Raw genomic sequence first — 22806 nt, 5'->3', positions numbered from 1 at the left:
GCGATAGCATATCGCATCGCCGTATTAGCCCCAACTACACCGCTTGAGACGGCAGCGGCGCGGCGAAAGTTCCGGAAAAACGCCCCGGAACACAAAATCGCGGCCCGCTCGCAGGGATGTCGGCAGCGCAACCGTTAAGATGCATTTTGCCGGCCGTTCACAATCCGGGGCGAAGCTCCTTCTGAGCCGCAACGGTACTCTAGGCGTGAATTGCAAAATCATTCGCTCGAATCATGCGAATTCGTGTCCACGCCTCAGCGTTACCCCTGCCCAAAGATCCCAACAGCACGACCCACCACCCACACCAGCGACCAACGGGAGCGAACCATGCCCCACCGAGCGGAAGCTCGAACCCGCCGGCGGTCGTCACCGCCCGCCGCCTGCTGCCTGCTGCCTGGAAATGCCGACAAGCCTTCCGTGGGGGCGGAAGGCTTGTCGGTTTCGTTTTGCCCATTGGGGGAAGGCGAGAACCAGGGTGGGGGACAATGCGGGGCATTCACCTGTGGTCATCAACAATCCGCTGGGCGTGGGTCAACGCTCGGTTGGGGAATCCCGAACGCTCATTCGTACCGGCTATTGCCGGTGGCACTGGGTCATTGTCGCGATGTTCGGTTGGGGAATTCCGAACGTTTCTTCGTGCGACGGTCTGCGGAGATCTGTTGTTGTTTTGAGGTCTTGCTGCCGGGCCAGCTTCTGGGGGTCTCGCTTGTTTCCGGCGCGTCTAAGGCATTGGAATTAGGCCGCCGTCGTGAGCGAGCGTTTGATTGTTCTCTGCGATTCGCAGCAGCGATCGTTTGCGAGGTGGCCATGGCTGGTAGGGCGCGGCCGGAGGTGCGAATGGCAATCCAACCTTCGTTGCCGCTACGCGAATTGTTGTTCGTGCTGGGACGCGTTTGTCGTGCCGCTGCCGCCAAGGCGGTTGGCTGTGTTGTGCGACGGGGGCGGGCTGCAACTTTGGGCCGCGGAGCAACTAAGCGACTCTGCGGCCCGTTTTGGGCGGCCACACCGGATTGAACTTCTGCTTCCGGCTCATCAGGCGTTTGCGAGCGGACGACCAGATTTTCATTGTTACGATTGTTCGAGTTTCCAGCAGCTAACAGCGGTGCCTCCTGTCTGTCGAGACGCGGGCATCCCTCTTCAATCCAATTCTCCCAACGTTTTTCCAAGGATTCCAAACTGTGGTAACCGTAGTGCTTTTTGATGGCACGATCCCAGCCTAGTTTTTCTGATTCAGCAAGAAATTTCAGGTAGCACGCCTTGCCTTCGGTCTGCACCAATAACTCGGCCAACGTATATCCCTGGGCATACAGGCTTAAAACGGCTTGCGGGTCCTTGGGATATTCTTTCATGCTCAATAACGTCCGCAATGGAATTCGCTGGCTGGTATGTAGGATTTGTTTGACGGTCATCAGTTGGCGTCTTTTTTCTGATTCGTGTTCAGCCAATGTGGCGGCTCCTTCATCGGCCCAACGCGGCAACGGTCGGCGAAAGTGACAGGCGAAGATGGTGTGGCTGACTTCGTGGGGAATGACCGAATCCAACACGCGTTCCAGCGAGCCTTGGACAACCATGTTCCAGCCAAAAACTTCCATGTCGCCCGACCGGCCACGATCGAAGGAAAACGACGTATATCCGCCGGCTCCCAATTGGCCGACTTTGACTTTGACGGGGCAGGGGGAATACCAGTTGGGCAATTCGTGGCCTAACCAAGCCAGCGCCAATTCGCGGCGATGATGCTCAGCATGTTGGGCCACTTGTTGTGCCATTTGTTCAGTGGGAGCGGTGACGGTAAAGTTGGGTGATTGATATTTTGCGCCTATCGATGTGATGGCAGCGGCGGCAAGCGCGAGTCGAATCAGGAGAGCATCCATGCTCGTTGTATCCTCCAGAATGGAGTGCGGTCTTTGCTTCCTGCAAGGACCGGGGTGTTTGAATTGAGTGACGGCTGACCAGGGGACCTGTTTGTAAATGTCAGCCGCGTCGTGCGGTCAGATCAAAGAAGCAAACTTGAGGCCAAATCTGTGAAAAGGCGCTTTTCACAGCGGCAGCATCGCACGCACCGCGCGGTAAAAGCTTACATGGCTGGAAGTTGCAGGTTGAGAAGGTTTTTATCTCGAAACCAGCACCGTGCAGCCTTGCCGAGTCTTGATTGTAAAAATTGCAATGTTTACAAATTGGCTTCAAGGAAATTGCGAGCGCCACTCGGCGAATGCCTGGCGCAAAGAGTCGGCGACTTTCGGCTGCGTAGCGGCCAGGTCAACGGTTTCCGACAGATCGCTGCTCAGATCAAACAGTTGGGCAACTTTGGCCCGTTTGGGGAGAATCCATTTGTACCGCCCCTCTCGCACAGCTTGCATGCCGCGAAATCCCCAATAGAAACGCCGTGGCGACGGTCGTGTTTCATCTCGTAACTCCGGCAGCGGGTCGACTCCGTCCAGCACCGGCGTCTCGGGGCGTTCACCGCCGGCGACGGCAAGAATGAAGGGCAGGATGTCGAGACTGATCCAGGGTTGGTCGCTGAGCGAACCGGGTTTGAGTCGCCCCGGCCAACGGACGATGCAGGGGACGCGAATCCCCCCTTCCCACAACGTGATTCCTCCATCGCGGAGCGGTCGATTCGACGCGACCTCCAATCCGCGGCCCGGCAACATGAACGCACCGTTGTCGGAGTAGAAAATCACCAGCGTGTCGTTGGTGAGTTGTAGTGCGTCCAGTTTCTTCAAGACACGATCAATCCCCGTATCCAGCGCCGTGACGACGGCGTGATATCGCTTTTGCGGATCGGTTTCGTCCTCCGCATATCCATACGCAGCCAAAGCGGTTGCTGGAGCTTGCCAGATATTCGGCTCGCCCGGCCCTTTGTTCCGCGCGCTGGGGAAGTGTGGTGCGTTGAAGGGGAGGTACAGGAAAAATGGAGACTCCGCATGACGCCCGATAAAATCGCAAGCCGCATCGGCGAACAGATCGGTGCTGTATCCTTCGACCTTGACCGGTTCGGTTCCGCGATACAGGTCATTGCGGCCGGCATAAATGTGCGTGTAATAGTCGAAGTTCCCCGACGCGTTGCCGAAAAACTCATCGAACCCCCGTTCGGTTGGACGGCTACCGGGCGCGAAGCCGATATTCCATTTGCCAAAACAAGCGGTGGCGTAGCCCAACGGTTTGAGATATTGCGGAATCAGTTTTTCAGACTGCCGCAAACCGATGCCCAGGTTTTGTTTGGCACTGAGTTGATGATTCAGCCCGATGCGTTGTGGATAACGTCCGGTGAGCAAGGTCGCTCGCGAAACGGTGCAGGTGGGAGAGGCCGTATAAAACGAGGTGCAGCGCACCCCTTGTGTCGCCAATCGATCCATGGCGGGCGTTTTGATCGTTGAGTTGCCGTAACAGCCCACGTCGCCGTAGCCCAGATTATCTGCGGTGATCAGCACAATATTGGGTAGTCGATTTTGCGGTGCCTCTTTACCGAAACTTAGATTCGGCAAGCCCGCAAGCAGAATGATGATCAGCACTGTTTTGACGAGTCGTGTTCTATGCATCTGGTTTCACCTATCAGGCGTCACGTTCATACCGCGTTTTTTGAAATCGCTACGGTGCTAATGTCGCGATTCATACAATTGGGCGACGACTCCATCCAGGAAAATGGCGAGACGCTCGGCGGCAAAATTGGCTGATTCGCGGAGCTTCCATAAATCCTTGACGGCGGCTGGGCGTTTCCACATGGCTCCCATGGCGGCACCAACGCGGTACGTGCCGGTCGCTCCCAGAATCGACAAGACTTCCGGCGGCAGGTCGGCCGACATATCGTCGCTGATCACCCGCACAGCCAAAAACCGCGTCTGGGTATCGCGACAGACTTGAGCGACAGCCAAGCTTTCCATATCGACGGCCAGCGCGTGATGTTGTTCGGCCAATTGCCGTTTCTCATCCACGGTGCGGACGATCTCGTCGGTATTCAGGATCCGGCCCACATAGAGTCCGCCCTCAGGGTTGGCCGGCATGTTGATGTCGACTCGTAATTCCTGTCCATGCACATCGCAAACATCATTGGCCATCACAATGTGGCCGATTTTCATTTCCGGTTGCAGCGCGCCCGAGAAGCCGGCGGAGAGGATCCAGGAAGGGGAGTGCGCATCGATCAAGGCCTGTGTCGCCCGCCGGGCGGGAGCGAAGCCGGTGCCGGTTTCGACGATGGCGACTTTAATCTCTCCATAGCGGCCGCCGCGAAATACAAAGTGATCGCTCTTGTATTTGCGGAGTTTTTCGCAACGTTCTAAAAACGGTGCGATTTCCATCGGCAGCGCGCAGACGATACCAATGTCGGCATGTGCGGCGTTATTTTCAGGGGGGGGAGGGGTTGTCATTCTTGGTCCAGTCACGATTTCACGAAGAGGACGATTCCGGCACGAACGGCAAGGGGCCGCCGCGAAATCTCCACCTGCAATGTATCGCATGTCTACGGGATGATCCATCCGGCGACCGAATTGTGCACTTTCTCAAAAAGATATTCAAAAAGTTGGTTAAGATAAACGTGCCTCGGACGAATGACCGGTTACGGGGCGTTGCGCACTAGCTCGCCGGCGTATCCACTCACTGCAATAACGGACGAAACGATGTTCATTTCCCGCGAAAAAATCCGCAAACATCGGCACTGGTGGTTGTTCTTCGGCGTTTGGCTGCCCCTGACAATCCTGGCTTTCCTGTGGTTCGGCTTTTCGCCCGACGGGACGGAACAGGCGGACGGTGTGACGTTTGAAGTTCAATATGGCAAACTGAATGCTCACAACAATATGTCGACGTCTGCGAATACAGGTTTTATCAATCCCAGTTATTTCGCCGATCGCCACATTACGATCATCAATCACAGCGACCACACGTTCATGAAACGGGTCGGCGGACTGGTGCTGGAGCAGTTGAAACAACAACCGTCGCTGGAGCGGATTGACTACTATCCGTTGGGGGAATCTCTTCCGCAGGAGGAACGGGCTCCGGATATTTTTGTGACACTCGACCTGGAAAACCTTGAAGAGTCGGGGCTGTTGATCGAACATTTCCTGCAGGCTGAAATCCATATCAACGCATCCGATAGCATGACCCGTAGCACTTGCACCTACGGAGAGGATCTCACGCCGCCGAAAGTAGAGTTTGATTGGCACGGCACGTTGAAACATGACTCGACGACGACGGGAATCGGGTCATCTGCGGCAAAGTATCATCTTGCGGCCGAGAACATCGCCAAACAGATCGCTGATTCGCTTGTCAAACAGTTCGACGAGTTGCGGAAAAAACATGGACCTTTACCATCGATTCCAGATAAGTTTTATCCCGCCTTCCAGTCCGCGGAGCCACTGCCGTTTTTGGGCAAGTGGAACGCGGAATTGCTGTTTACGGGACACGGATTGATGAATCGGAATCAAAGCGTCTGGAAATTTCAATCCGACGTACCTCCCCAGGAAGTCTTGCGTACAATTTCTAACGAATCGGCAGAAGACAATTGGATAGCGCCGACCTTTCAACCTTGGGAACAATCCCTACGTATCAAACGCAACCGCTCGGTTCTAGAGATATTTCCCGACCGTGCCTCCCGCACTGCATACAACCTCCAAGGCGAATTCGTTGGTGAAGCCAAACAAGGACCGTTCACATACTACGTAACGTATTGGGACCGTATGCAGCACCAAGAAATCCTAGCCGCCTGCGCGGCGTTGCTGGACGAGGAGGCTGCAGTCGAAACGGTTGTCGTATTCAGCCGCCATTGGTTCGGGGATCGAGAATTAGAACAGCGATTGTTGGAGTATCTTCAAGCCCGATCCACAACATCGCTTGAGGCATTGACCGCTACCGCCAAGTTGCTGCACCGGCAAAAACGGGATGAGGAGGCGCTGCAAGCGATGCTAGCCGCAGACGCACTCAGCGAAACGACGTCAGACCCTGATAAATACAAAAACCGTCTGAAACAACTCGCCGAGACGATGAAAATTGAGGACTTTCCGCCCAAGACAATCGATGTCGAATTGTTGCGGGAACTAGGGATTCGCGAACTTAAAGCGGGAAGCAAATTCATGGACTTGGAATTCGGTCTAGGTGAGTTCATGGCATTCTTCTATCGTGATCCGAACGGTAAAACCAGGTTATATAGCTTGCGGGCTGTCCCGAATGGAAAAAACGTGTTTCAGTTGACATACCGCGTCGCAGCGCGGGATGAAGGCTTCTGGCAATCGAGCAGCGGCGGGATGCTGTCTGAGGACCGTTGGGTTGGCTTTCCAAAACCTTTGGACAACACATATTCCGCCCGGTTCTACGCACTCAAGCTAGAGGGGAAGCCCCGATTTCGTGTTGCCGTTGATGTCATCGACAGAAATAATCCACCGCCTCAACTTCCCTATGAATCACCGCGTCCCTAGCGGCAAAAGCGGTGCGGTTGTCTGACACCCCGCATCAAAGTCGTTGCACCGGCAGCCTCACACGGTTGCGGTTTTCACTGCCGATTGTTTTGGTATGATCTCCCCGCCGGTCCCGAATTAGGGGCGGCGCGGATGCGAACTTGAGTCGCCCACCAAAAACTATCATCCAGAACCACTTTCAAAACCCGGTTGAGCTTGTTCTGAAAACTTGCAGATCAGTCTCAGCGAGACGCTTCAGAAGGTTTTGAAATCAATAGCAGTGAAAGTGCCGTCATTATGAACAGCGCGGAGGATCCCAATACGTCGCCAGTTGGACTGCGGGGCATGATGCCGATTCTGCCCACAGCCATCACGCGCGAGGGGGCTATTGACGAAGCGAGCCAGCGGCGGTTGGTGCAATATTGCCTGAAGTGCGGCGCTGTCGCGATTGGCCATTTTGGGATCGCTTCGGAATTTCACAAAATCCCCGATCATGCCCGGCAAAGTTTGACCGAGATGATTGTCGACGAAGTGGCCGGCCGCGTGCCGGTGTTTCTTGGCGTCACTGCTCCGGGGGTCGGCACCTCGCTGAACTATGCCCGCCAAGCCGAACAGCTCGGCGCGGATATGATTATGGCGGCACTGCCGTATGTCGATCTGCCCGATGCAGACGGTGCCTTCGACTACTATGCGTCGCTGTCGGAGGCAACCACGCTGCCGATCATCATCCAAGACACCCCCGCCAGTTCATCGATTCTGACAGCCCAGTTATTGTGGCGGATGGATCGAGAGATTGCCGGCGTGCAGCACGTCAAAGCCGAAGGCAAGAACTTTGTGACCAAGACCGCGCAGTTGTTGGAACTTTCCGGCGGGACTATCTCGGTGATCGGTGGAGCGGGCGGTAAGCATTTGCTGCATCTGTTGCGATTGGGCGTGAAGGCATTCATGACGGGGACCGAAGCCCTCGACCTGCACGCCGCCGCCGTTCACGCGCATCTGGAGGGCGAGACAGAGCAAGCGGCCAAGATCTACGTAGAACAGATTTTGCCTTACTTGCAGTTCTATCTGGACTATTCTGAGGAACTACTCAAAACGATGCTGCATGAGCGGGGGGTGATCGATTGCCCCGACGTATTGGCTCCCCCAGCAGCGGCGGCGATGAGCGCCGTGGAACAAGCGGAGTTGGATTGGATCCTGGACCGCATCGGTTGGCGAAAACGTTGGCCGAACATTCCCTAACGGCGGTGTCGTCTGCTGGTTGAGGTTGAAAAAACGAACGTTCGCGGAAAGGCGATTTTCATGGAGGACAAATCGGCGAAACGGCCGTCACTGCTGAAGCGAGTGGCGCTTTGGACGGTTCCGACGTTGCTCGTGGTTGCCGCAGCGGTCTATGGCTACCAACTGTATCAGTCCCACGCTGCTTGGGAGGCGGAAATTCACCGTATTGAAGGTAGCGGTGAGCCGGTGCATAGCGCGGACCTAGCGGTCAAGCTCGACAATCCGCAGGACGATGCCGGTCCATTGTTGCTGGAAGCAATCGCCGCGCTGCAGGAACCGGAACAAGCGTACTTACAATTGATGACCGCCGAAACACCAACCCGCGCCGGTGCGCACAGGCCGCTGCGTGATGAATTGCAGGCGAATCAAAAAAGTCGAGAGCTGATTGCGCAAGCGGTGGCTCGTCCGCATTGCCGACTTTTAGTCGATGCGTCCGCAAGCAATCCGCGTCGGTCCGAGATGTTGAAATGCCGTGCCTTGAGCGGCTTGCTGCATGCACAAGTCCTCTGGTCCTTGGGGACCGGGGAAGCCCAAACGGCATTCTCGTCGACGATCCAAGGGTTTCAGTTAGCCAGGCTTGTCGGAGAAGAATCGCTGACCGAGTCTCGATTCACAGCGATCGCCATGCAAAACACGAGCCTCAATTCTCTAGCGGAACTGCTCTCCGGGGAAAAAATCACACCGGCGGATTTTATAGCACTGGATGGCGAACTCTCGCGCGCAGCAAGCGATTGTCGTTGCCAACCGATGTTGATTGCCATTCGCACCCATTTAATTGACGGAGCCGCGCTGCCCCGGATTCGAGAAGCGATCAGCATGCCGGGGGCACCTGCATGGATCGCTTGGTGCAAACGAGTGCTCTCTGAGCCACAGGTGATCGAAAACGCCGTGTACTGGATACAAATGCTTTCCGAATTGGCGGCGATCAGCGACCAACCAGGGTTGGACAATCCAGAAATCAGCGACTGGCAACAGCGGGTCGCACAAAGTTCCTTTTCGTTCGTTAAGCCTTATCTCGCAGCTACTCCACAATTGCGGGGGCCGATACTCGCCATGCGGCAACGGTTAATGCTGGCCCGTTGGGCGCTGCGAGTGGATCGCTTTTACCGCCAAAATGGCCGGTTTCCAGACGAGTTGTCAGAAGTTTGCGATGCAGAGTGCCCGATCGTCGCCCCCGACTTATTATTCAGTCAACCGCTGGTCTTCGAGACCTACGAACGGGGTTTTGTGATTCGAATCGAAACTGTAGAGCACCCCGACCAAGAATTCCTCAAAAACTGCCGGTTCGAAGTCACCTATCCCGGAACCGGCGACTTGCAGGACGCGCCCGATCTCAGTACACAAGAGTGAACCCAAGCCCGGTAGCGTGCGTTGTGACGCACCTTACTATGCAAGAGGGGAGATAAGCCTCAAAAAAGGACTCGCGCAAAGACGCTGAGCCGCAAAGAGAGAAAAAGAAGGAAAGTCCGCATTCACAACAAACCTGGAACGCCAGACTCCAGCCAAGCCGCGCGACCAATCAATGTTCCACAACAGCTTCCTTTCACAAAACAACTCTTTGCGTCTTCGCGACTCTGCGCGAGGCTTTTTATAGGGTGCATCGCGAAGCACCGTTAAAAATCCAATCATTGGCATCCGCCAAAAACGGAAACAGAAACCAGATTGTTAAAACGTTCGTAGCACACGTCATTCTAGGAAAGACACAGTTCGATGTATAAAGTCGTTTTATTGCGGCACGGTGAGAGTCAGTGGAACTTGGAAAACCGATTTACCGGTTGGACCGATGTGGATCTGACCGAAGCTGGGATCGGCCAAGCCAGCGGGGCCGGCAAAATTCTCAAAGAGCAAGGCTTCACCTTCGACCAGGCGTATACGTCGGTGCTCAAACGGGCGATCCGCACGTTGTGGTTGGCGTTGGATGAGATGGATCTGATGTGGATTCCGGTCGAGCGGGACTGGCGGCTCAATGAGCGGCATTACGGTGATCTGCAGGGACTCAACAAAGCTGAGACCGCCAAAAAGTTCGGCGACGAGCAAGTTCTGGTTTGGCGGCGAAGCTACGACACACCGCCGCCGCCATTGGATCCCGGTGATGAACGCTGTCCCGGCAATGACCAACGATATGCGAACCTGTCAGCCGAGCAACTGCCGCTGACGGAATGTCTCAAAGACACCGTGGAACGGGTCATGCCGTATTGGCACGAGACGATTGCTCCGGCGATTAAAGCGGGCAAAAAGTTAATCATCGTCGCCCACGGCAACAGCCTGCGTGCGCTGGTTAAATATTTGGACGACGTGAGCGAAGAAGATATCGTCGGTCTGAATATCCCCACCGGCGTGCCGTTGGTTTATGAGTTGGATGAAAACCTCAAACCAATCCGGCATGAGTACCTGGGGGATCAAGCAGCGATCCAAGCGGCGATGGATGCCGTCGCCAAACAAGGTCAAGCCAAAAAATAACCCGCCAATGAAAATCGGCCGCCGAAATGGATTCGGCGGCCGATGGTTCATGGTTGCTTAAAGCGAACGTGGATCAAAATTCTTCGGCGACTCGTTCTTGACCGTTGCGAGTGGCCAACGCATTGAGAATGCTTTTGTCCATTGTCTTGTTGAGCGGACGAGCGGAGCCGTCGACGAAGAAGAAGTTCACCGCATCGCCGTGAAAGCTACCGAAGCCGAAATAGGTGAAGACCGCATTTCGATCGGGAATCGGATGATTCTCTTCGTCGTCGACATCGTCTGAGTCATCGCCGTCGTCATCGACATCGGGAACATCATCCATCTCCCAACCCGCTTGGAAGGGGGCGCTGTACCAGTCCCAAAGCTTTTGATCTCTTCCATTTCGCAAGGGATCGTTTTCGTTATACGTGTCGTCTTCGCGGGGGACGCGGGCACAGCAGGAGAGGGCATCGCCCCAGAATCCGAACCGGCTTTCTCCGAAGAGAACCGTCATCGTGGTTCCGTCCGTGCAATCACGATCGCTGTAGGTACTGTTCATGTTCATCATGCCGTTGTCGGCCGTGTTGCCCATGCAACCACGATAGGTCGCGTAGCCCAAATCGCCGGCGCGCTTGTCGGGGAGTGTTGCGCTGGGACAGACATAGGTGGGAATCACCATTTGAATGCCCTGCAGGTTGTAGTTCGTTGATTTCGGCTCGTTAAACTTGATGTTCACCGTGCCTTGATCCATCTCCGACAGCAGAAACGCATGCCAACCCCACATGTAGGAAACGCTCCATTTGTTGGAGCCTGTGGGGAGGTCCAGGTCGACCTCGCCGGTGGGGTGGGCGCCCGTGAATCCAGCGACGATACCATAACTGGCCGGCGTGGCAGGATTCTGATATTCCTCGAAGTAGTCGCCTTGAATCCAACCCGGAGGAAACACGTTATACGTCGAAAGGTAATTGTGGGAGGCGAGGCCAATTTGGTGCAGATGATTCAGGCACTGCGTGCGGCGAGCCGATTCACGCACCTTTTGTACGGCTGGCATCAACAGGGCAATCAGCAGGGCGATGATGGCGATCACCACCAACAGTTCCACCAGGGTAAAACCTTCGCGGATCGTCCGCCGCCGAAGGCAAAATTTGCGAACGCGTTGTCGATTCATCATCATAAAATTTTGTCTCCAAAGTTTTAGGAGCGCAACACAGTCAGCGTCTCACGCTACGGTTTTGCCGCATCCGAAAAACGTTCCAGAGTGGATTTGAACACCTCCGATACACGACTCTGCCTGGACACGATTCGAGGCAGAGCGTCATGTGTGCTTTGTACAGTTTAAGCACTATTCATGCCCGATGCGACCGTAATCTGGTCAGTTCGACCAACGTTCCTGCCAGAAACTCTGGCTGTTGGGAAAGCGTCATTGTCTCCTATTTTGCCGATCTTTGGGGCGTTCGCGTTCCTAGCCAATGAATTCGCTGCACCATGGGGAGGCGAAAAAGCTATCCCTGATTGTGCTCCTGCGATACGATGTCGACCGGTTCGTCCATTAGCAGGACGGTTTTTTCGATGATTTTTGGGTTTTGACTCTGTAGGCGACTGTGAAAAACCGGCAAAGGATCCTCTTACGGCTAGTCATCGTTGTGGCATTGGTCGCCACAGTGATCCTGTTTGGGCGTTGGATGGGGAGCGAAATCCCCAAAATCGAGGCCGATATTGCCGCTTTGGGCTTCTGGGGACCGCTCGCACTGGTCGTGATCGTGGCTTTAGCCACCCCGCTCTTCGTGCCCGATACACTGTTCGCCGTCGCAGCGGGGGTACTGTTTGGATTGATCGAAGGGGCCGTGATCGTTGTCATCGGCGCGCTGGGAGCCTCCTGCCTGTGCTACGTCATCTCCCGTTTTGTCCTGCGCAAACGTGTGGCTGCGGCTTTGAGTCAGCAGCCCAAAATCGCCGCAGTCGCCGCTGCTGCGGAACGCCGGGGACTGAAGTTTCAGATATTATTGCGGCTCACGCCACTCAGCCCGGTCGCAGTCAGCTATGCGCTGGGGACGACCAACACTCGCTTCAGCACGTTTATTCTGGGATGTCTGGGGATCATTCCGGGGATTTTTGTCGAAGTCTATTTCGGTTACGTCGCTGGGCATGCCGCCAAAATCGCCGGCAACGTCAGTTCGCATTCCCGACTCCACCAATTCGTGTTATTCGCCGGACTAGCAGTCTGCATCGTGTTGATCATCTACGTAACCCGCATGGCACGGCAAGCACTGGCCGAAGCGGACCCAGCGCTGAGCGAAGGCTTGAGCAGTGAGGCCTGAGGCGCGAGCCATGAGGCGTGAGGAATGTTCCCCGTCCGTCCTCACGCCTGTCTCCTCAAACCTCACGCCTACGACGTCCCTTGATTCTCCGACGCTGCTTCGCGAGAATCGACGCCCGTTCGAAAACGAATTGACTTTTTAATCAAGGTGCTGAAAGCAAGCTATGGGAAACAAAAAAGTACAAATCGCCGTCGTGGTGTTGATGCTGGTCGGGATGGTGATTTATGTGATGTCGATGGATCTGTCGGAAGATCCCGTCAACGAAGGCGACGGCGTCCCGGTGCCAGCGGCGGCGGAGTAGGTTACGGTAAAGAGAAATCCGTATCAAAGGATCGACGAGTGGTCACCTCTTCGATTTTTTTCAGACCGGCTGGCGTGACTTGAGTCTGTTCTACCGACAATTCATAGAGATTTGGCAGTTTTAACAATCGCTCGACACCGGCATCGGTGACTTGCGTGCTGTCGAGTGACAACGTTTCTAATTTGGACAGGCCGAGGAGCGACTTCAACCCTTCGTCGGTGATTGGTGTTTCGCTGAGGTCCAAGTAAGTCAGCCGATTTAAACCTGCCAAGTGCGACAAACCCGCATCGGTGACTTTGGTGTTTTTAAGGTTGAGATATTCCAGAGCGGGCAACCCCGCAATTTGTTCCAAACCTTCGTCACCGACTGGGGTGTTATTCAGATACAATATCGTAAGGCCCGACATCGCACGCAGATGCTGCATGCCGGCATCGCTGACCTGCGTCTCCTCAAGCGATAGCCAATCCAGGTTGGTCAAGCCGCTGATCCTTTTCAGCCCCGCGTTATTGATCGAGGTGCCATCCAAGACCAAGCTTGACAGCGTGGTCAAACCACCTAAATGCACCAACCCGGACTCGGTAATTTGCGTTTTCGTCAGGTTCAGCGTTGACAGTGAGGTGATGCCACCTAGTTGTGCCAACGCATCATCGTTGATTGCCGTTTCGCCAAGGCTGAGATAAGACAAGCTTGGCAGTTGTTGAATGTGGACCAATCCCGAGCCGTCGACTTTTGTTTTGTCTAAGGAGAGAAAATCGAGATCCTTCAGCTCTCGCAAATGTTCCAATCCAGCATCGCTGATCTGTGTCCCGTTAAGTTGTAATTCGTAAAGAGGTGACACTCCGCCGATATGCTTGAGTCCGGCATCGGTGATATGCGTGTCGTTTAGCCAAAGATCTTCAAGATACGACAGATCGTGTAGCAGCGCAAGATCGCCGTCGCGTACACCCGTGCCGTTCAAATCGACGTAATAGACCCTCGAATAAAAACCTAGATTTTCTTCTTCAATTAGATCAGCCAGCGACTCCGGCCAAATGTTATCGTAGCCAACGTCTCCTCCCAAACGTTTCAATTCGGTAATCGCCTGCCGTTCGCGGTGATACGGCAACCACACGCTAAACACCCCGCCGGCGAGTAGCAACATGACGCAGACGAGCAGCATTAGCCCCGCGCGGAGCCAGCGAGATTTTTTTGGGGGGTGGGGTTCGGACATGGCGAGCGCTCCTAATTATCTCCTCGGTTCCGCACCGTTTCTCATGGACGAACGACTCCAATAACTACGGATCGGTATAAACTTTACAATCCGGCAATGCCTCCTGCAGTCGGGCAATGCCGTCTGGGGTGACGGCGGTGTTTTTCAGTTGTAAGACTTTTAATTTCTGAAGCATCGCGAGCGCTGCGACTGCGTCGTCGTCAATGGGGGTGTCATTCAAGTTCAAATATGACAATTCAGGAGCGTTTCTGAGTTTTTCTAAACCCGCTTTGTCGATCGGGCAGTTCGTTAAAATCAAGCCGGAGAGCTTTTTCAATTTTGCTATGTGCTCCAACCCCGCGTTTTTGACACCCGTGTTCTGCAAGGTTAACGAGTGAAGTTCCGGCAAACCACTGAGATGTTGCAGCCCTGCGCCGTTGATGTTTGAATCCGACAAATTGAGACTCCTCAGTCGGGAGAGCCGCGGCAGATATCGCAAGCCGTCGTCGTCAATCCGCGTATGAGTGAGCTGCAAGCTCTGCAGGTTTTTTAGCCGCCCCAATTCCGCCAACCCTGGCCCGCGCAGCGGGCAATCGACAAGCGCCAATCTTTTCAGCTTTGAAAAGCTGCCGAGATCGGTCAAGCTGGCATCGGTAATGTTTGTGCCAGAGATTTCCAGCAAATGCAAATTTCGCAACGAACTGAATTGCTTCAATCCGGCATCGGTTATTTGGGCGCCGCTTAATCTGAGAGTTTTCAGCTTCCTCAATTTGCTCAGGTGCGCCAACCCCGCATCGGTAATGTCCGCTCCACCGACTGTCAACATTCTCAAGCTAGTTATTTTGCCAATATGCACCAATCCAGCATCGCCGTGTTTATCGTTCCCCAACGAAAGATCGATGAGAGTTGTGATCCCAGTCAGGTTTGCCAGCCCCGCATCACTCACTTTGGTGTTCCCGAGCGTCAATACCCTAAGCTGCGGCATATCTTTTAGGTACTGCACTCCTGCATCGGTAATCTCAGTGTTGTGCAAAAGTAACTTCCATACGTGATCCGTATCCTGCAACAACCGCAGGTCGTCGTCGTTGACTTTCTTGCTATTGAAGTCCACCTTTTCCAGGTGCACAAACAGGTGATCCACGGAAGGCCAAAGCCGATCGGGAATACCCCAGGGGCGTCTGACTTGCGTCTCAGTAATGCCCCTGAGCCGGTTAATCTCAACAATCGCCGCCTGCTGACGCTCATGACGCGAACGTATATTAAAAACGGAGATCAAAACCACAGCGGTGGCAATAGCGAAGAACAAAAAGACCCAGAAAATTACCTGAGATTTGGCTGGTTTCGGTTCGGACATGGCGAGCGCTCCTATGTTGTGTGTCCGGGTAGTCTACCAGAAAAATCCCGTCTTGCTGTGAAATCCATTTTGACCTTGGTAGCCGCATTGTGATATGTTGATCATGGAGGCAAATTCTATGACAACTCATGTTCCCAGTGAAACGCTAGAGTTTCATCAATTTATCACTGAGTACCTCAAAAGTGACGCTGCTGATATGTCACCTGAGAACCTGCTCAAGCAGTGGCGCGAACAATACGAACGCCAAAAGACAATTGACGATATCCAGCAAGGCCATCGCGATTATGCGGATGGGAAAGCGGAACTTGTCTCCGAGGCATTTGATGACATTCGGCGGCAGATAGCATAACCAGCGCGCCCACGCTCACGGCTCACGAATTTAGAACCACCGAACAAAAAAGACCGCCGACGTTTTCAAGCGGGCGGTCTGTTTTCATTTCGAGCGTCGTAGTCGTCTCAGACCGTTCGGCGTTTACGTCGCCAGCCGTAGCCGCATAGGGCGATGCCGCCAATGGCCAGCATGGTGATGCTGGCTGGTTCGGGGACTACGTCGGCGCTGACTGATGTTGTCAGGTGAGCGCCGACGACAAAGCCGTTGATTTGGTTGATGTCCATGTTTCCATCCGAAATTCCCAATCCGTAATTGGTCAGGAGTGCATCGAAGCTCAACGGGCCGGTGAAGGGGCCTTCGGCTGGGAAATACCCGCCGTACACCAAATGCGACGAGTTCAGCGGGTTGACCTGCGGGGCGCCCAATCCGGGGATGGTGGTGATGTTTTGCGCGGCGGTGCCGTTGATCGTCCAGTAAATGAAGAATCCATCATAAATCACCGGAGTGGTGACCGGTACATTGAAGATTTCAGTCTTCCAACCCCCGGTAGTCACATCGGCCAACGGCGCATCGGTCTTTTCGAAGATCCATTCAATCCATTGCGCTTCGGAGCTGGTGTCGGTAATCCGTTCACGCACCGTCAGTCCGCCCGAACCGGCGCCGCCGATCGGTTTGGCTGTCGAGTTGATCGTCAGCGGTCCGCTCGTAAAACTGTTGGGGAAGTTCGTGTTTCTAACGTTATACGTGCCTCCCACCTGGATCGGTCCGGCCTGCGCCGCTGTCACCATCGTGACTGTCATCGCCAGAGCGAGGACGAGTCGTCCCGTTTTTTTAAACCCCATTTGTGCGCCTCATCGTTCGTTGAAAATCTTTGAAGAAAAAATCCGTCTGTTTTCGCTGGGCACCTTTCCCACGTGTTCATCCTTCCATCATGTCCCAAGCTGCTGGCGACAACAAGCAGAATCAATGAGCACGCCCCGTGCTTTTTGCAAATAAATACGAGCAAATAGGCGAGCCATTGGTCTCGTTTTGCCTTGAAACATAGGCAAAACTGCCCGTTATCAACTTTTCCGCCCGATTTGGTCGATGCCCCGCAAGGCGGTTGATACAATGGCTTGAAAACCGCTCGCGACGGACCGTCCGCGCCCCAGGCACACCCACTGAAGGATCGTTATGAACGACGCACGTCCCTTTGTTCATCTGCATTGCCACACCCACTACAGCTTGCTCGACGGTGCCAGCAAGATTCCTGCTTTGGTTCAACAAGCCAAAGACATGGGCATGAATTCGCTGGCGATCACCGATCACGGGAATTTATTCGGCGCGTTGGAGTTCTACCAAACCTGCCAACGCGAAGGGATCAAACCGATCCTAGGCTACGAAGCCTATATCGCCCCCGGCAGCCGGTTTGATCGCAATGCGTCGCGGATGAAAGAGGCGAGTTTCCACCTCACGCTGTTGGCCAAAAACTACACCGGTTTCAAAAATCTGGTCAAGCTGGCATCGGCGGCCTATTTGGAGGGGTTTTATTACAAGCCTCGTATCGACAAGGAACTGCTGGAACGTCATCGCGAAGGATTGATTTGCCTTTCCGGATGTGCGGCAGCGGAATTGTCGCAGCAAATCCTTGGCGAACGGATGCAGGAAGCCGATAACACGATTCAGTGGTTTCACAAGATGTTCGGCGAGGACTATTACCTCGAGATTCAAAATGCCGGTTTGGAAATTCAAAAAATCTGTGCCGATGCAACGGTCGACTTCGCCAACAAAAAAGGCCTGCCGCTGGTGGCGACGAACGACTCGCATTATTTGTGCGAGGATGACGCGGCTGCTCACGATGTGCTGCTGTGCGTGAATACCAAGAGCTACCGCAGCGACACGCGGCGAATGAAGATGGAAGGCTCACAGTTTTTCGTCCGCTCGCCCGAAGAGATGTACGCTGCCTTCCCCGATCACGCCGACGCCGTGGCCCGCAGTCAGGAGATCGCCGACAAGGTCGATATTCAAATTGACCTAACCGCGCGGCACTATCCCGTATTCAAACCGCCCGAAGGTAAAACCGACGTCGAGTACCTCCGTGAGTTGTGCACCAATGGCATTGAATGGCGGTATGGAAAGGATGCGGACCAGAAATATTTTGACCGCTTGGATTACGAGCTGAGCATCATCGAGCGGATGGGGTATTCGAGTTACTTTTTGATCGTGTGGGACTTCGTCCGCTTTTCCCGGTCCAAGGGCATCCCGAATCTGGCACGCGGTTCGGCGTGTGGAGCGATCGTGGCCTATGTGTTGGGGCTGAGCAACGTTTGCCCGTTGGAATATGACCTGCTGTTCGAGCGGTTTCTCGATCCCAACCGGGCTGAAGCGCCTGATATCGATATCGACTTCTGCCGCGACGGCCGCGCGGACGTGCTCAACTATGTGAAGGAAAAATATGGCGAAGCCAACGTCGCCCAAATTGGTACGTTCGGCACGCTGAAAGCCAAAGCGGCGGTCCGCGACGTGGCGCGGGTGCTGAGCATCCCCATCGACCGCGTGAATCAAGTCGCCAAAATGATTCCTGAAACCTTGGGAATCAAACTCAAAGATGCCATCGAAGAGAGCGGCGAGTTGAAAGCGGTTTACAACTCCGACCCGGAAATCAAAGAGGTGCTGGACTTCGCGATGCGGTTGGAAGGTTTGGCACGCAACGTCGGAACCCACGCCGCCGGTGTAGTGATAGCCGACCGGCCGTTGGACGAGTATGTGCCGCTGCAGAAAATCACCGGCAAAGAGGACATCCTCACGCAGTGGACCGACGTCGAGACTGCCGGACTGCTGAAGATGGACTTTTTGGGACTGCGGAATCTGACGATTCTCGACAAGGCGGTCAAAAACGTCAAAAAGCACGCCGGCCACGATATTGATCCCTCCAAGTTTCCACTGGACGACAAGGAGACGTTTGCACTGCTGCAACGGGGCGAGACCAAGGGCATCTTCCAGCTGGAAAGCGGTGGGATGCGGGACCTGTTGCAGAAAATGCGTCCTGACCGGTTTGAAGACATCATCGCCACGTCGGCCCTGTATCGCCCCGGCCCGTTGGAAGGGGGCATGGTGATGACCTACGTCGACGTGAAAAACGGGCGCATGGATCCACCGACCGTGCACCCGGTGGTCGACGAGATCCTGGCTGAGACGTACGGGGTGATGGTCTACCAAGAACAGGTGATGCGGATTCTCAACCGGTTGGGGAATATCGAACTTTCGTCGTCGTATCAATGTATTAAGGCGATCGGTAAGAAAAAGCTGGCTGTGATTGCCAAGTACCGCGAGGAGTTTTTGAACGGGGCGGTCGAAAACAACATGGATCGGAAACAGGCGGAAGAACTGTTTCAGATGATCGAGTTCTTCGCCGGTTACGGGTTCAATAAATCACACTCCACAGCCTACGGAGCGATTGCTTATCAGACGGCCTACCTCAAGGCGCATTATCCCTGGGAGTTCATGGCGGCGCTGTTGTCCTGCGGTATGGAAAGTTCCGACCGCATTAACGAGCACATGGACGATGCGCGGCGGATGAACATCAAGGTGTATCCCCCCGATGTGAATCAATCGGTGGAAGAATTTGGCGTCATCGAAGATGGATTGACGTTTGGATTGAATGCCATCAAAGGTCTCGGTGAAAGCAATACCAAGGCCATCGTCGAGGAACGGCAGGCCAACGGGCCGTACAAGAGCATCTTCGATCTCGCCGAACGGGTCGATCCCAAAAACATGACCAAAGGGACGTTGGAAATCCTCATCAAAGCCGGAGGGCTGGACAACCTCGACGGCACCCGCGCACAACAAATGGCCGTGGTCGAACGAGCGGTGCAGGGGGCGGCTGCGATTCATCGCGATAAAGCCAGCGGTCAAAAAAGCTTGTTCGGCGACGACGAACCAGAGGAGACCACCGCAGACGAACCGGTCTGCACTTTGCCGGAGGTACCAGACTGGCAACACGCGCAGCAACTTGCCTTTGAAAAAGAGGTTTTTGGATTTTATCTGACGTCACATCCGTTGACGGAAAGTGCGGCCGTCTTGAATCTGTATGCGACGCACACGACCAGCGACCTGCATGCCTTGGACGATAAAGCCGAAGTTCTGTTGGGGGGCATCATCAATTCGGTGAAGATGGCGGCCACCAAAAAACCGAGCACCAACGGCCATTCCCGCTACGCCAACTTTGATTTCGAGGATGTCCAGGGCATTGTGCGGTGCATTTGCTGGCCGGAAGATTATGCCCGGTATGAGGAATTGATCAAACCGGAAATGATCTGCTTTATTCGCGGGCGAGTCGATCGGCGCGGTCGCGAGCCGAATTTGATCGTCAACGAAATGGTGACCATCGAGGATGCCAAACGGAAGTTCACCGAACAGGTGGCGATCAAATTCCAAAGCGGCCTCCACAGCGACCAAGATGTCGAACGCGTACATGATGTTCTCCGCCGGCATCCCGGCAAATGCGAAGTCGTGCTGGTCGTCGAATCGGTCGATCAGGAAGATCGTTCGCGGCAGGTGCGGTTTATCCTCTCAACGCCCCCGGAGATGCGCGTTTCCGGCGATCCCCGCGTCGCAGCGGAATTGCAGGATGTCGTCGGTCAGGCAAATGTCCGCTTACACGGCGCGCGGCGTCGACGTCGGCGGACCGGTTAAGTCGATATTACGCTCCGGTTCACCGACCTTGCCGGTTGCACGAAGTGGGTGACCTGATATAAAACGGCATGACTCGACCAATAATTGGCACGGTTTTCCGTCCGACAGATTCAATGCCCAAAAGGAACAGCGGCGATGCCCGACTCTGATGATTCCCCAGTGTCCGATGACTCTTCAGTCTCCAAAGACGCGCTGATTTATCCGCGTGTGTTACTCAAATTGAGCGGCGAAAGTTTTTGCCGTAGCGGCGAATCGGGCATTACCATGTCCGAGGTGGCCGCCGTTTCACAACAAATCAAGCGGGTCGTCGAATCGGGTGTGCAATTGGCAATTGTGGTTGGCGGGGGGAACATTCTCCGCGGCAAGCAATTTTCTGCCGTCAGCGCCTCGATCAAGGCTCCCACAGCCCACTACATGGGCATGTTGGCGACCGTGATCAACGGGTTGGCACTGCAAGATGCCTTGGAAAACGCCGGGGTCCCCACACGGTTGCAGACGGCGATTCGCATGGAGGGTGTGGCGGAACCGTTCATTCGTCGCCGCTGTATTCGCCATCTGGAAAAAGGCCGCGTGGTGATTTTGGGGGCGGGAACGGGCAGTCCATTTGTGACGACCGATACCGCCGCCGCGCTCCGCGCTCGGGAAATCGAAGCGGACGTCGTGCTCAAAGCGACCCGCGTGGACGGCGTTTATGCCGAAGACCCTGAAAAGAACCCGCATGCGGTCCGTTATTCGGACATTTCCTATCAGGATGTGCTAGCACAAAACCTGCAGGTGATGGATGCACAAGCTTTCCATCATTGCATGGAGCATGGCATACCGATCGTTGTTTTCAATTTTAAACGGGAGGGCAACTTGGAACGGGCCGCCGCCGGAGAGCGAATTGGCACCCGTGTCTTGCCCGCCGCACAAATTCGCAAAGAGGCTGCGGAATAACCGTTCTGCCTCGCTGAACCGTTTTTCGGACATTACATAAACAGGAACCTCACCCATGGATCAAGACGAAATTTTGCTCGATGCCGAGGAGCGGATGGATAAAGCCGTTGAAGTGTTTCACGGCCAACTGCAAGGGCTGCGCACCGGCCGCGCAACACCCGGACTAGTCGACTCAATTCGCGTCGAATATTACGGCTCACAAACACCAATTAAGCAGTTGGCGAGCATCACTGTTCCCGAACCGCAACAAATTGCCATCCGCCCCTTCGATGCCTCCTCGATCAGCGCGATCTCCAAGGCGATTCAAGCCAGCGACGTCGGCTTGGCCCCCAACTCCGACGGCCGCATCATTCGCCTAAACATCCCGCCGCTATCCACAGAACGCCGTCGGCAATTGGTGTCGCGGGTCAAAGAATTCGCCGAAGAGGCCCGGATCTCGATCCGCAATATCCGCCGAGACGGCAACAAACACGCGGACCAGGCGGAAAAAGATAAGCTGATGACCGAAGACATTCGGGATACGACCAAAGACAAGGTTCAGGAACTGACCAAAAAATACGAAGGTCGCGTGAACGAACAAGCGACGACCAAAGAGAAAGAGGTCATGGAAGAATAGTCGCGGCGAAGCAAAAGCCGCGCTCTCCCCGGCCACTGCTAATAAAACGCCCGCCAAAAAACCTTCCCCCTCTCCCTCTGGGAGAGGGCCGGGGTGAGGGGTTTCGAGCACCAAGCGACGTGCCATCCCGCAATCTACGAAACACATTCAAATGCGTTCGGTTCAACGCGTGAAGCGGAATGATTTGTGTCGCTGGTTCGGTTGGGGGGATCTCTCGTCCTACGCGAGAAAGGTGCGTCGCGACGCACCCTACGATTCGGTTTGTTGTGCTTTTTCGACTAAGGCGTTGAATAGACGTTGTTGGTGCGCGTCGCGGGCGGCGGTTAGTTCGGGGTGCCATTGTACGGCGAGCAGCCAAGGATGTTCGCGCGCTTCGACGGCTTCGATTGTGCCGTCGGGTGCTCGGGCGGTGACTGTTAGTGCTGGTGCGACGTCGCGTATTGCTTGGTGATGCCACGAGGCGGTCGAGACATCGGTTTCGCCCATCACGGCAGCCAAACGAGAATCGGCGTCGATGGTGACGTGATGTTCGACCGGTTCGCGCGGCGGTAGGCGGTGGAGAATTTCTTCGCCAACCACATCGGGAAGATGTTCGTGCAGGTTGCCACCCAGCGCGATATTCACCAATTGTGCGCCGCGGCAAATCGCCAGTGTGGGAAATCCCGCCTCGATAATTGTGCGTGCCAATTCCAATTCGCTGGAGTCCCGTTCGCTGTCGACCATGTAGATCGATTCATGCATGCTCCCCCCGTACAGGCTGGGGCACAGATCACCGCCCCCCGCGAGGACTAAGCCATCGAGGATCGCGAGCACGTCATCCACCTGCGATTCACCGGGAGCAATTAGCAACGGAATGCCGCCGGCGCGGCGGACGGCATCGACGTATTCGCCTGGGAGCGTAAACCGGTTCCCCTCATCCCGCCCATACGTCGTGATGCCAATCAGCGGAGCCGACCGGGAGTTTTGTAATGGTGTCGTCATGTCTGC

At 55.0% G+C, this 22806-nt stretch carries 18 protein-coding genes; 10 read left to right on the top strand and 8 right to left on the bottom strand.

Annotated features, from left to right (window positions below; genetic code table 11):
* Window positions 1-593: 593 nt before the first annotated feature.
* From Mal52_RS21610 to Mal52_RS21600, 3 genes are all read right to left on the bottom strand, one after another.
* A complete protein-coding gene (locus tag Mal52_RS21610; protein WP_145378593.1) occupies window positions 594-1871 on the bottom strand; it encodes a peptidase MA family metallohydrolase in 1278 nt (425 codons plus the stop codon).
* A gap of 309 nt (window positions 1872-2180) precedes the next feature.
* The gene (locus Mal52_RS21605; RefSeq protein WP_145378592.1) at window positions 2181-3539 is read right to left on the bottom strand and encodes a sulfatase-like hydrolase/transferase; all 1359 of its coding nucleotides are present in this window, start codon (window positions 3537-3539) and stop codon (window positions 2181-2183) included.
* A 57-nt stretch (window positions 3540-3596) separates the two neighbouring features.
* On the bottom strand, window positions 3597-4364 hold the full coding sequence (locus Mal52_RS21600; RefSeq protein WP_145378591.1) for a phosphorylase family protein: 768 nt from the start codon (window positions 4362-4364) through the stop codon (window positions 3597-3599).
* Window positions 4365-4613: 249 nt separating this feature from the next.
* Here Mal52_RS21600 and Mal52_RS21595 point away from each other — a divergent pair, with 249 nt between their 5' ends.
* The 4 genes from Mal52_RS21595 to gpmA all read left to right on the top strand — a co-directional run bounded on the left by Mal52_RS21595 (window position 4614) and on the right by gpmA (window position 10121).
* On the top strand, window positions 4614-6404 hold the full coding sequence (locus Mal52_RS21595) for a hypothetical protein (RefSeq protein WP_145378590.1): 1791 nt from the start codon (window positions 4614-4616) through the stop codon (window positions 6402-6404).
* A gap of 276 nt (window positions 6405-6680) precedes the next feature.
* Window positions 6681-7622, top strand: a complete 942-nt coding sequence (locus tag Mal52_RS21590) for a dihydrodipicolinate synthase family protein (RefSeq protein ID WP_145378589.1) — start codon at window positions 6681-6683, stop codon at window positions 7620-7622.
* 60 nt (window positions 7623-7682) lie between these two features.
* Window positions 7683-9011: a hypothetical protein gene (locus Mal52_RS21585; RefSeq protein WP_145378588.1), complete on the top strand. Its 1329-nt coding sequence runs from the start codon at window positions 7683-7685 to the stop codon at window positions 9009-9011.
* 360 nt (window positions 9012-9371) lie between these two features.
* Complete coding sequence (gpmA, locus tag Mal52_RS21580; protein ID WP_145378587.1) at window positions 9372-10121, top strand: 2,3-diphosphoglycerate-dependent phosphoglycerate mutase; 750 nt, start codon at window positions 9372-9374, stop codon at window positions 10119-10121.
* 73 nt (window positions 10122-10194) lie between these two features.
* Here the strand turns inward: gpmA and Mal52_RS21575 are convergent, their stop codons facing one another.
* Window positions 10195-11274: a DUF1559 family PulG-like putative transporter gene (locus Mal52_RS21575; protein ID WP_145378586.1), complete on the bottom strand. Its 1080-nt coding sequence runs from the start codon at window positions 11272-11274 to the stop codon at window positions 10195-10197.
* A gap of 469 nt (window positions 11275-11743) precedes the next feature.
* Here Mal52_RS21575 and Mal52_RS21570 point away from each other — a divergent pair, with 469 nt between their 5' ends.
* Complete coding sequence (locus tag Mal52_RS21570) at window positions 11744-12418, top strand: TVP38/TMEM64 family protein (protein WP_145378585.1); 675 nt, start codon at window positions 11744-11746, stop codon at window positions 12416-12418.
* A 163-nt stretch (window positions 12419-12581) separates the two neighbouring features.
* A complete protein-coding gene (locus tag Mal52_RS29935; protein ID WP_197532511.1) occupies window positions 12582-12719 on the top strand; it encodes a hypothetical protein in 138 nt (45 codons plus the stop codon).
* Between the two features lies 1 nt (window position 12720).
* Here the strand turns inward: Mal52_RS29935 and Mal52_RS21565 are convergent, their stop codons facing one another.
* Complete coding sequence (locus Mal52_RS21565; protein ID WP_145378584.1) at window positions 12721-13929, bottom strand: leucine-rich repeat domain-containing protein; 1209 nt, start codon at window positions 13927-13929, stop codon at window positions 12721-12723.
* A 64-nt stretch (window positions 13930-13993) separates the two neighbouring features.
* Window positions 13994-15262 (bottom strand): leucine-rich repeat domain-containing protein, encoded by a 1269-nt coding sequence (locus Mal52_RS21560; RefSeq protein WP_145378583.1) that lies wholly within the window; start codon window positions 15260-15262, stop codon window positions 13994-13996.
* Window positions 15263-15380: 118 nt separating this feature from the next.
* Here Mal52_RS21560 and Mal52_RS21555 point away from each other — a divergent pair, with 118 nt between their 5' ends.
* A complete protein-coding gene (locus Mal52_RS21555; RefSeq protein ID WP_145378582.1) occupies window positions 15381-15611 on the top strand; it encodes a hypothetical protein in 231 nt (76 codons plus the stop codon).
* Between the two features lie 107 nt (window positions 15612-15718).
* Here Mal52_RS21555 and Mal52_RS21550 read toward each other — a convergent pair whose 3' ends face one another.
* The gene (locus Mal52_RS21550) at window positions 15719-16435 is read right to left on the bottom strand and encodes a PEP-CTERM sorting domain-containing protein (protein WP_145378581.1); all 717 of its coding nucleotides are present in this window, start codon (window positions 16433-16435) and stop codon (window positions 15719-15721) included.
* Between the two features lie 331 nt (window positions 16436-16766).
* Between Mal52_RS21550 and dnaE the strand changes: the two genes are divergently transcribed.
* The 3 genes from dnaE to frr all read left to right on the top strand — a co-directional run bounded on the left by dnaE (window position 16767) and on the right by frr (window position 21819).
* Complete coding sequence (dnaE, locus tag Mal52_RS21545; RefSeq protein ID WP_145378580.1) at window positions 16767-20267, top strand: DNA polymerase III subunit alpha; 3501 nt, start codon at window positions 16767-16769, stop codon at window positions 20265-20267.
* Window positions 20268-20402: 135 nt separating this feature from the next.
* Window positions 20403-21203 (top strand): UMP kinase, encoded by an 801-nt coding sequence (gene pyrH, locus Mal52_RS21540; RefSeq protein ID WP_145378579.1) that lies wholly within the window; start codon window positions 20403-20405, stop codon window positions 21201-21203.
* A 55-nt stretch (window positions 21204-21258) separates the two neighbouring features.
* Entirely contained in the window at window positions 21259-21819 is a 561-nt protein-coding gene (frr, locus tag Mal52_RS21535; RefSeq protein WP_145378578.1) for a ribosome recycling factor, read from the top strand.
* Window positions 21820-22068: 249 nt separating this feature from the next.
* Here frr and Mal52_RS21530 read toward each other — a convergent pair whose 3' ends face one another.
* Window positions 22069-22800, bottom strand: coding sequence for a gamma-glutamyl-gamma-aminobutyrate hydrolase family protein (locus tag Mal52_RS21530; protein ID WP_145378577.1), 732 nt, complete (start codon window positions 22798-22800; stop codon window positions 22069-22071).
* Window positions 22801-22806: the final 6 nt, after the last annotated feature.

It is taken from the genome of Symmachiella dynata, assembly GCF_007747995.1.
GTDB classification, from domain to species: Bacteria; Planctomycetota; Planctomycetia; order Planctomycetales; family Planctomycetaceae; genus Symmachiella; species Symmachiella dynata.
This window is presented reverse-complemented; position numbering and strand designations above follow the sequence as displayed.

Coding starts and splice junctions, on each gene's coding strand:
- Mal52_RS21610 (WP_145378593.1), bottom strand. CDS start 1,871: ATGGATGCTCTCCTGATTCGACTCGCGCTTGCCGCCGCTGCCATCACA.
- Mal52_RS21605 (WP_145378592.1), bottom strand. CDS start 3,539: ATGCATAGAACACGACTCGTCAAAACAGTGCTGATCATCATTCTGCTT.
- Mal52_RS21600 (WP_145378591.1), bottom strand. CDS start 4,364: ATGACAACCCCTCCCCCCCCTGAAAATAACGCCGCACATGCCGACATT.
- Mal52_RS21595 (WP_145378590.1), top strand. CDS start 4,614: ATGTTCATTTCCCGCGAAAAAATCCGCAAACATCGGCACTGGTGGTTG.
- Mal52_RS21590 (WP_145378589.1), top strand. CDS start 6,681: ATGAACAGCGCGGAGGATCCCAATACGTCGCCAGTTGGACTGCGGGGC.
- Mal52_RS21585 (WP_145378588.1), top strand. CDS start 7,683: ATGGAGGACAAATCGGCGAAACGGCCGTCACTGCTGAAGCGAGTGGCG.
- gpmA (WP_145378587.1), top strand. CDS start 9,372: ATGTATAAAGTCGTTTTATTGCGGCACGGTGAGAGTCAGTGGAACTTG.
- Mal52_RS21575 (WP_145378586.1), bottom strand. CDS start 11,274: ATGATGATGAATCGACAACGCGTTCGCAAATTTTGCCTTCGGCGGCGG.
- Mal52_RS29935 (WP_197532511.1), top strand. CDS start 12,582: ATGGGAAACAAAAAAGTACAAATCGCCGTCGTGGTGTTGATGCTGGTC.
- Mal52_RS21565 (WP_145378584.1), bottom strand. CDS start 13,929: ATGTCCGAACCCCACCCCCCAAAAAAATCTCGCTGGCTCCGCGCGGGG.
- Mal52_RS21560 (WP_145378583.1), bottom strand. CDS start 15,262: ATGTCCGAACCGAAACCAGCCAAATCTCAGGTAATTTTCTGGGTCTTT.
- Mal52_RS21555 (WP_145378582.1), top strand. CDS start 15,381: ATGACAACTCATGTTCCCAGTGAAACGCTAGAGTTTCATCAATTTATC.
- Mal52_RS21550 (WP_145378581.1), bottom strand. CDS start 16,435: ATGGGGTTTAAAAAAACGGGACGACTCGTCCTCGCTCTGGCGATGACA.
- dnaE (WP_145378580.1), top strand. CDS start 16,767: ATGAACGACGCACGTCCCTTTGTTCATCTGCATTGCCACACCCACTAC.
- pyrH (WP_145378579.1), top strand. CDS start 20,403: ATGCCCGACTCTGATGATTCCCCAGTGTCCGATGACTCTTCAGTCTCC.
- frr (WP_145378578.1), top strand. CDS start 21,259: ATGGATCAAGACGAAATTTTGCTCGATGCCGAGGAGCGGATGGATAAA.
- Mal52_RS21530 (WP_145378577.1), bottom strand. CDS start 22,800: ATGACGACACCATTACAAAACTCCCGGTCGGCTCCGCTGATTGGCATC.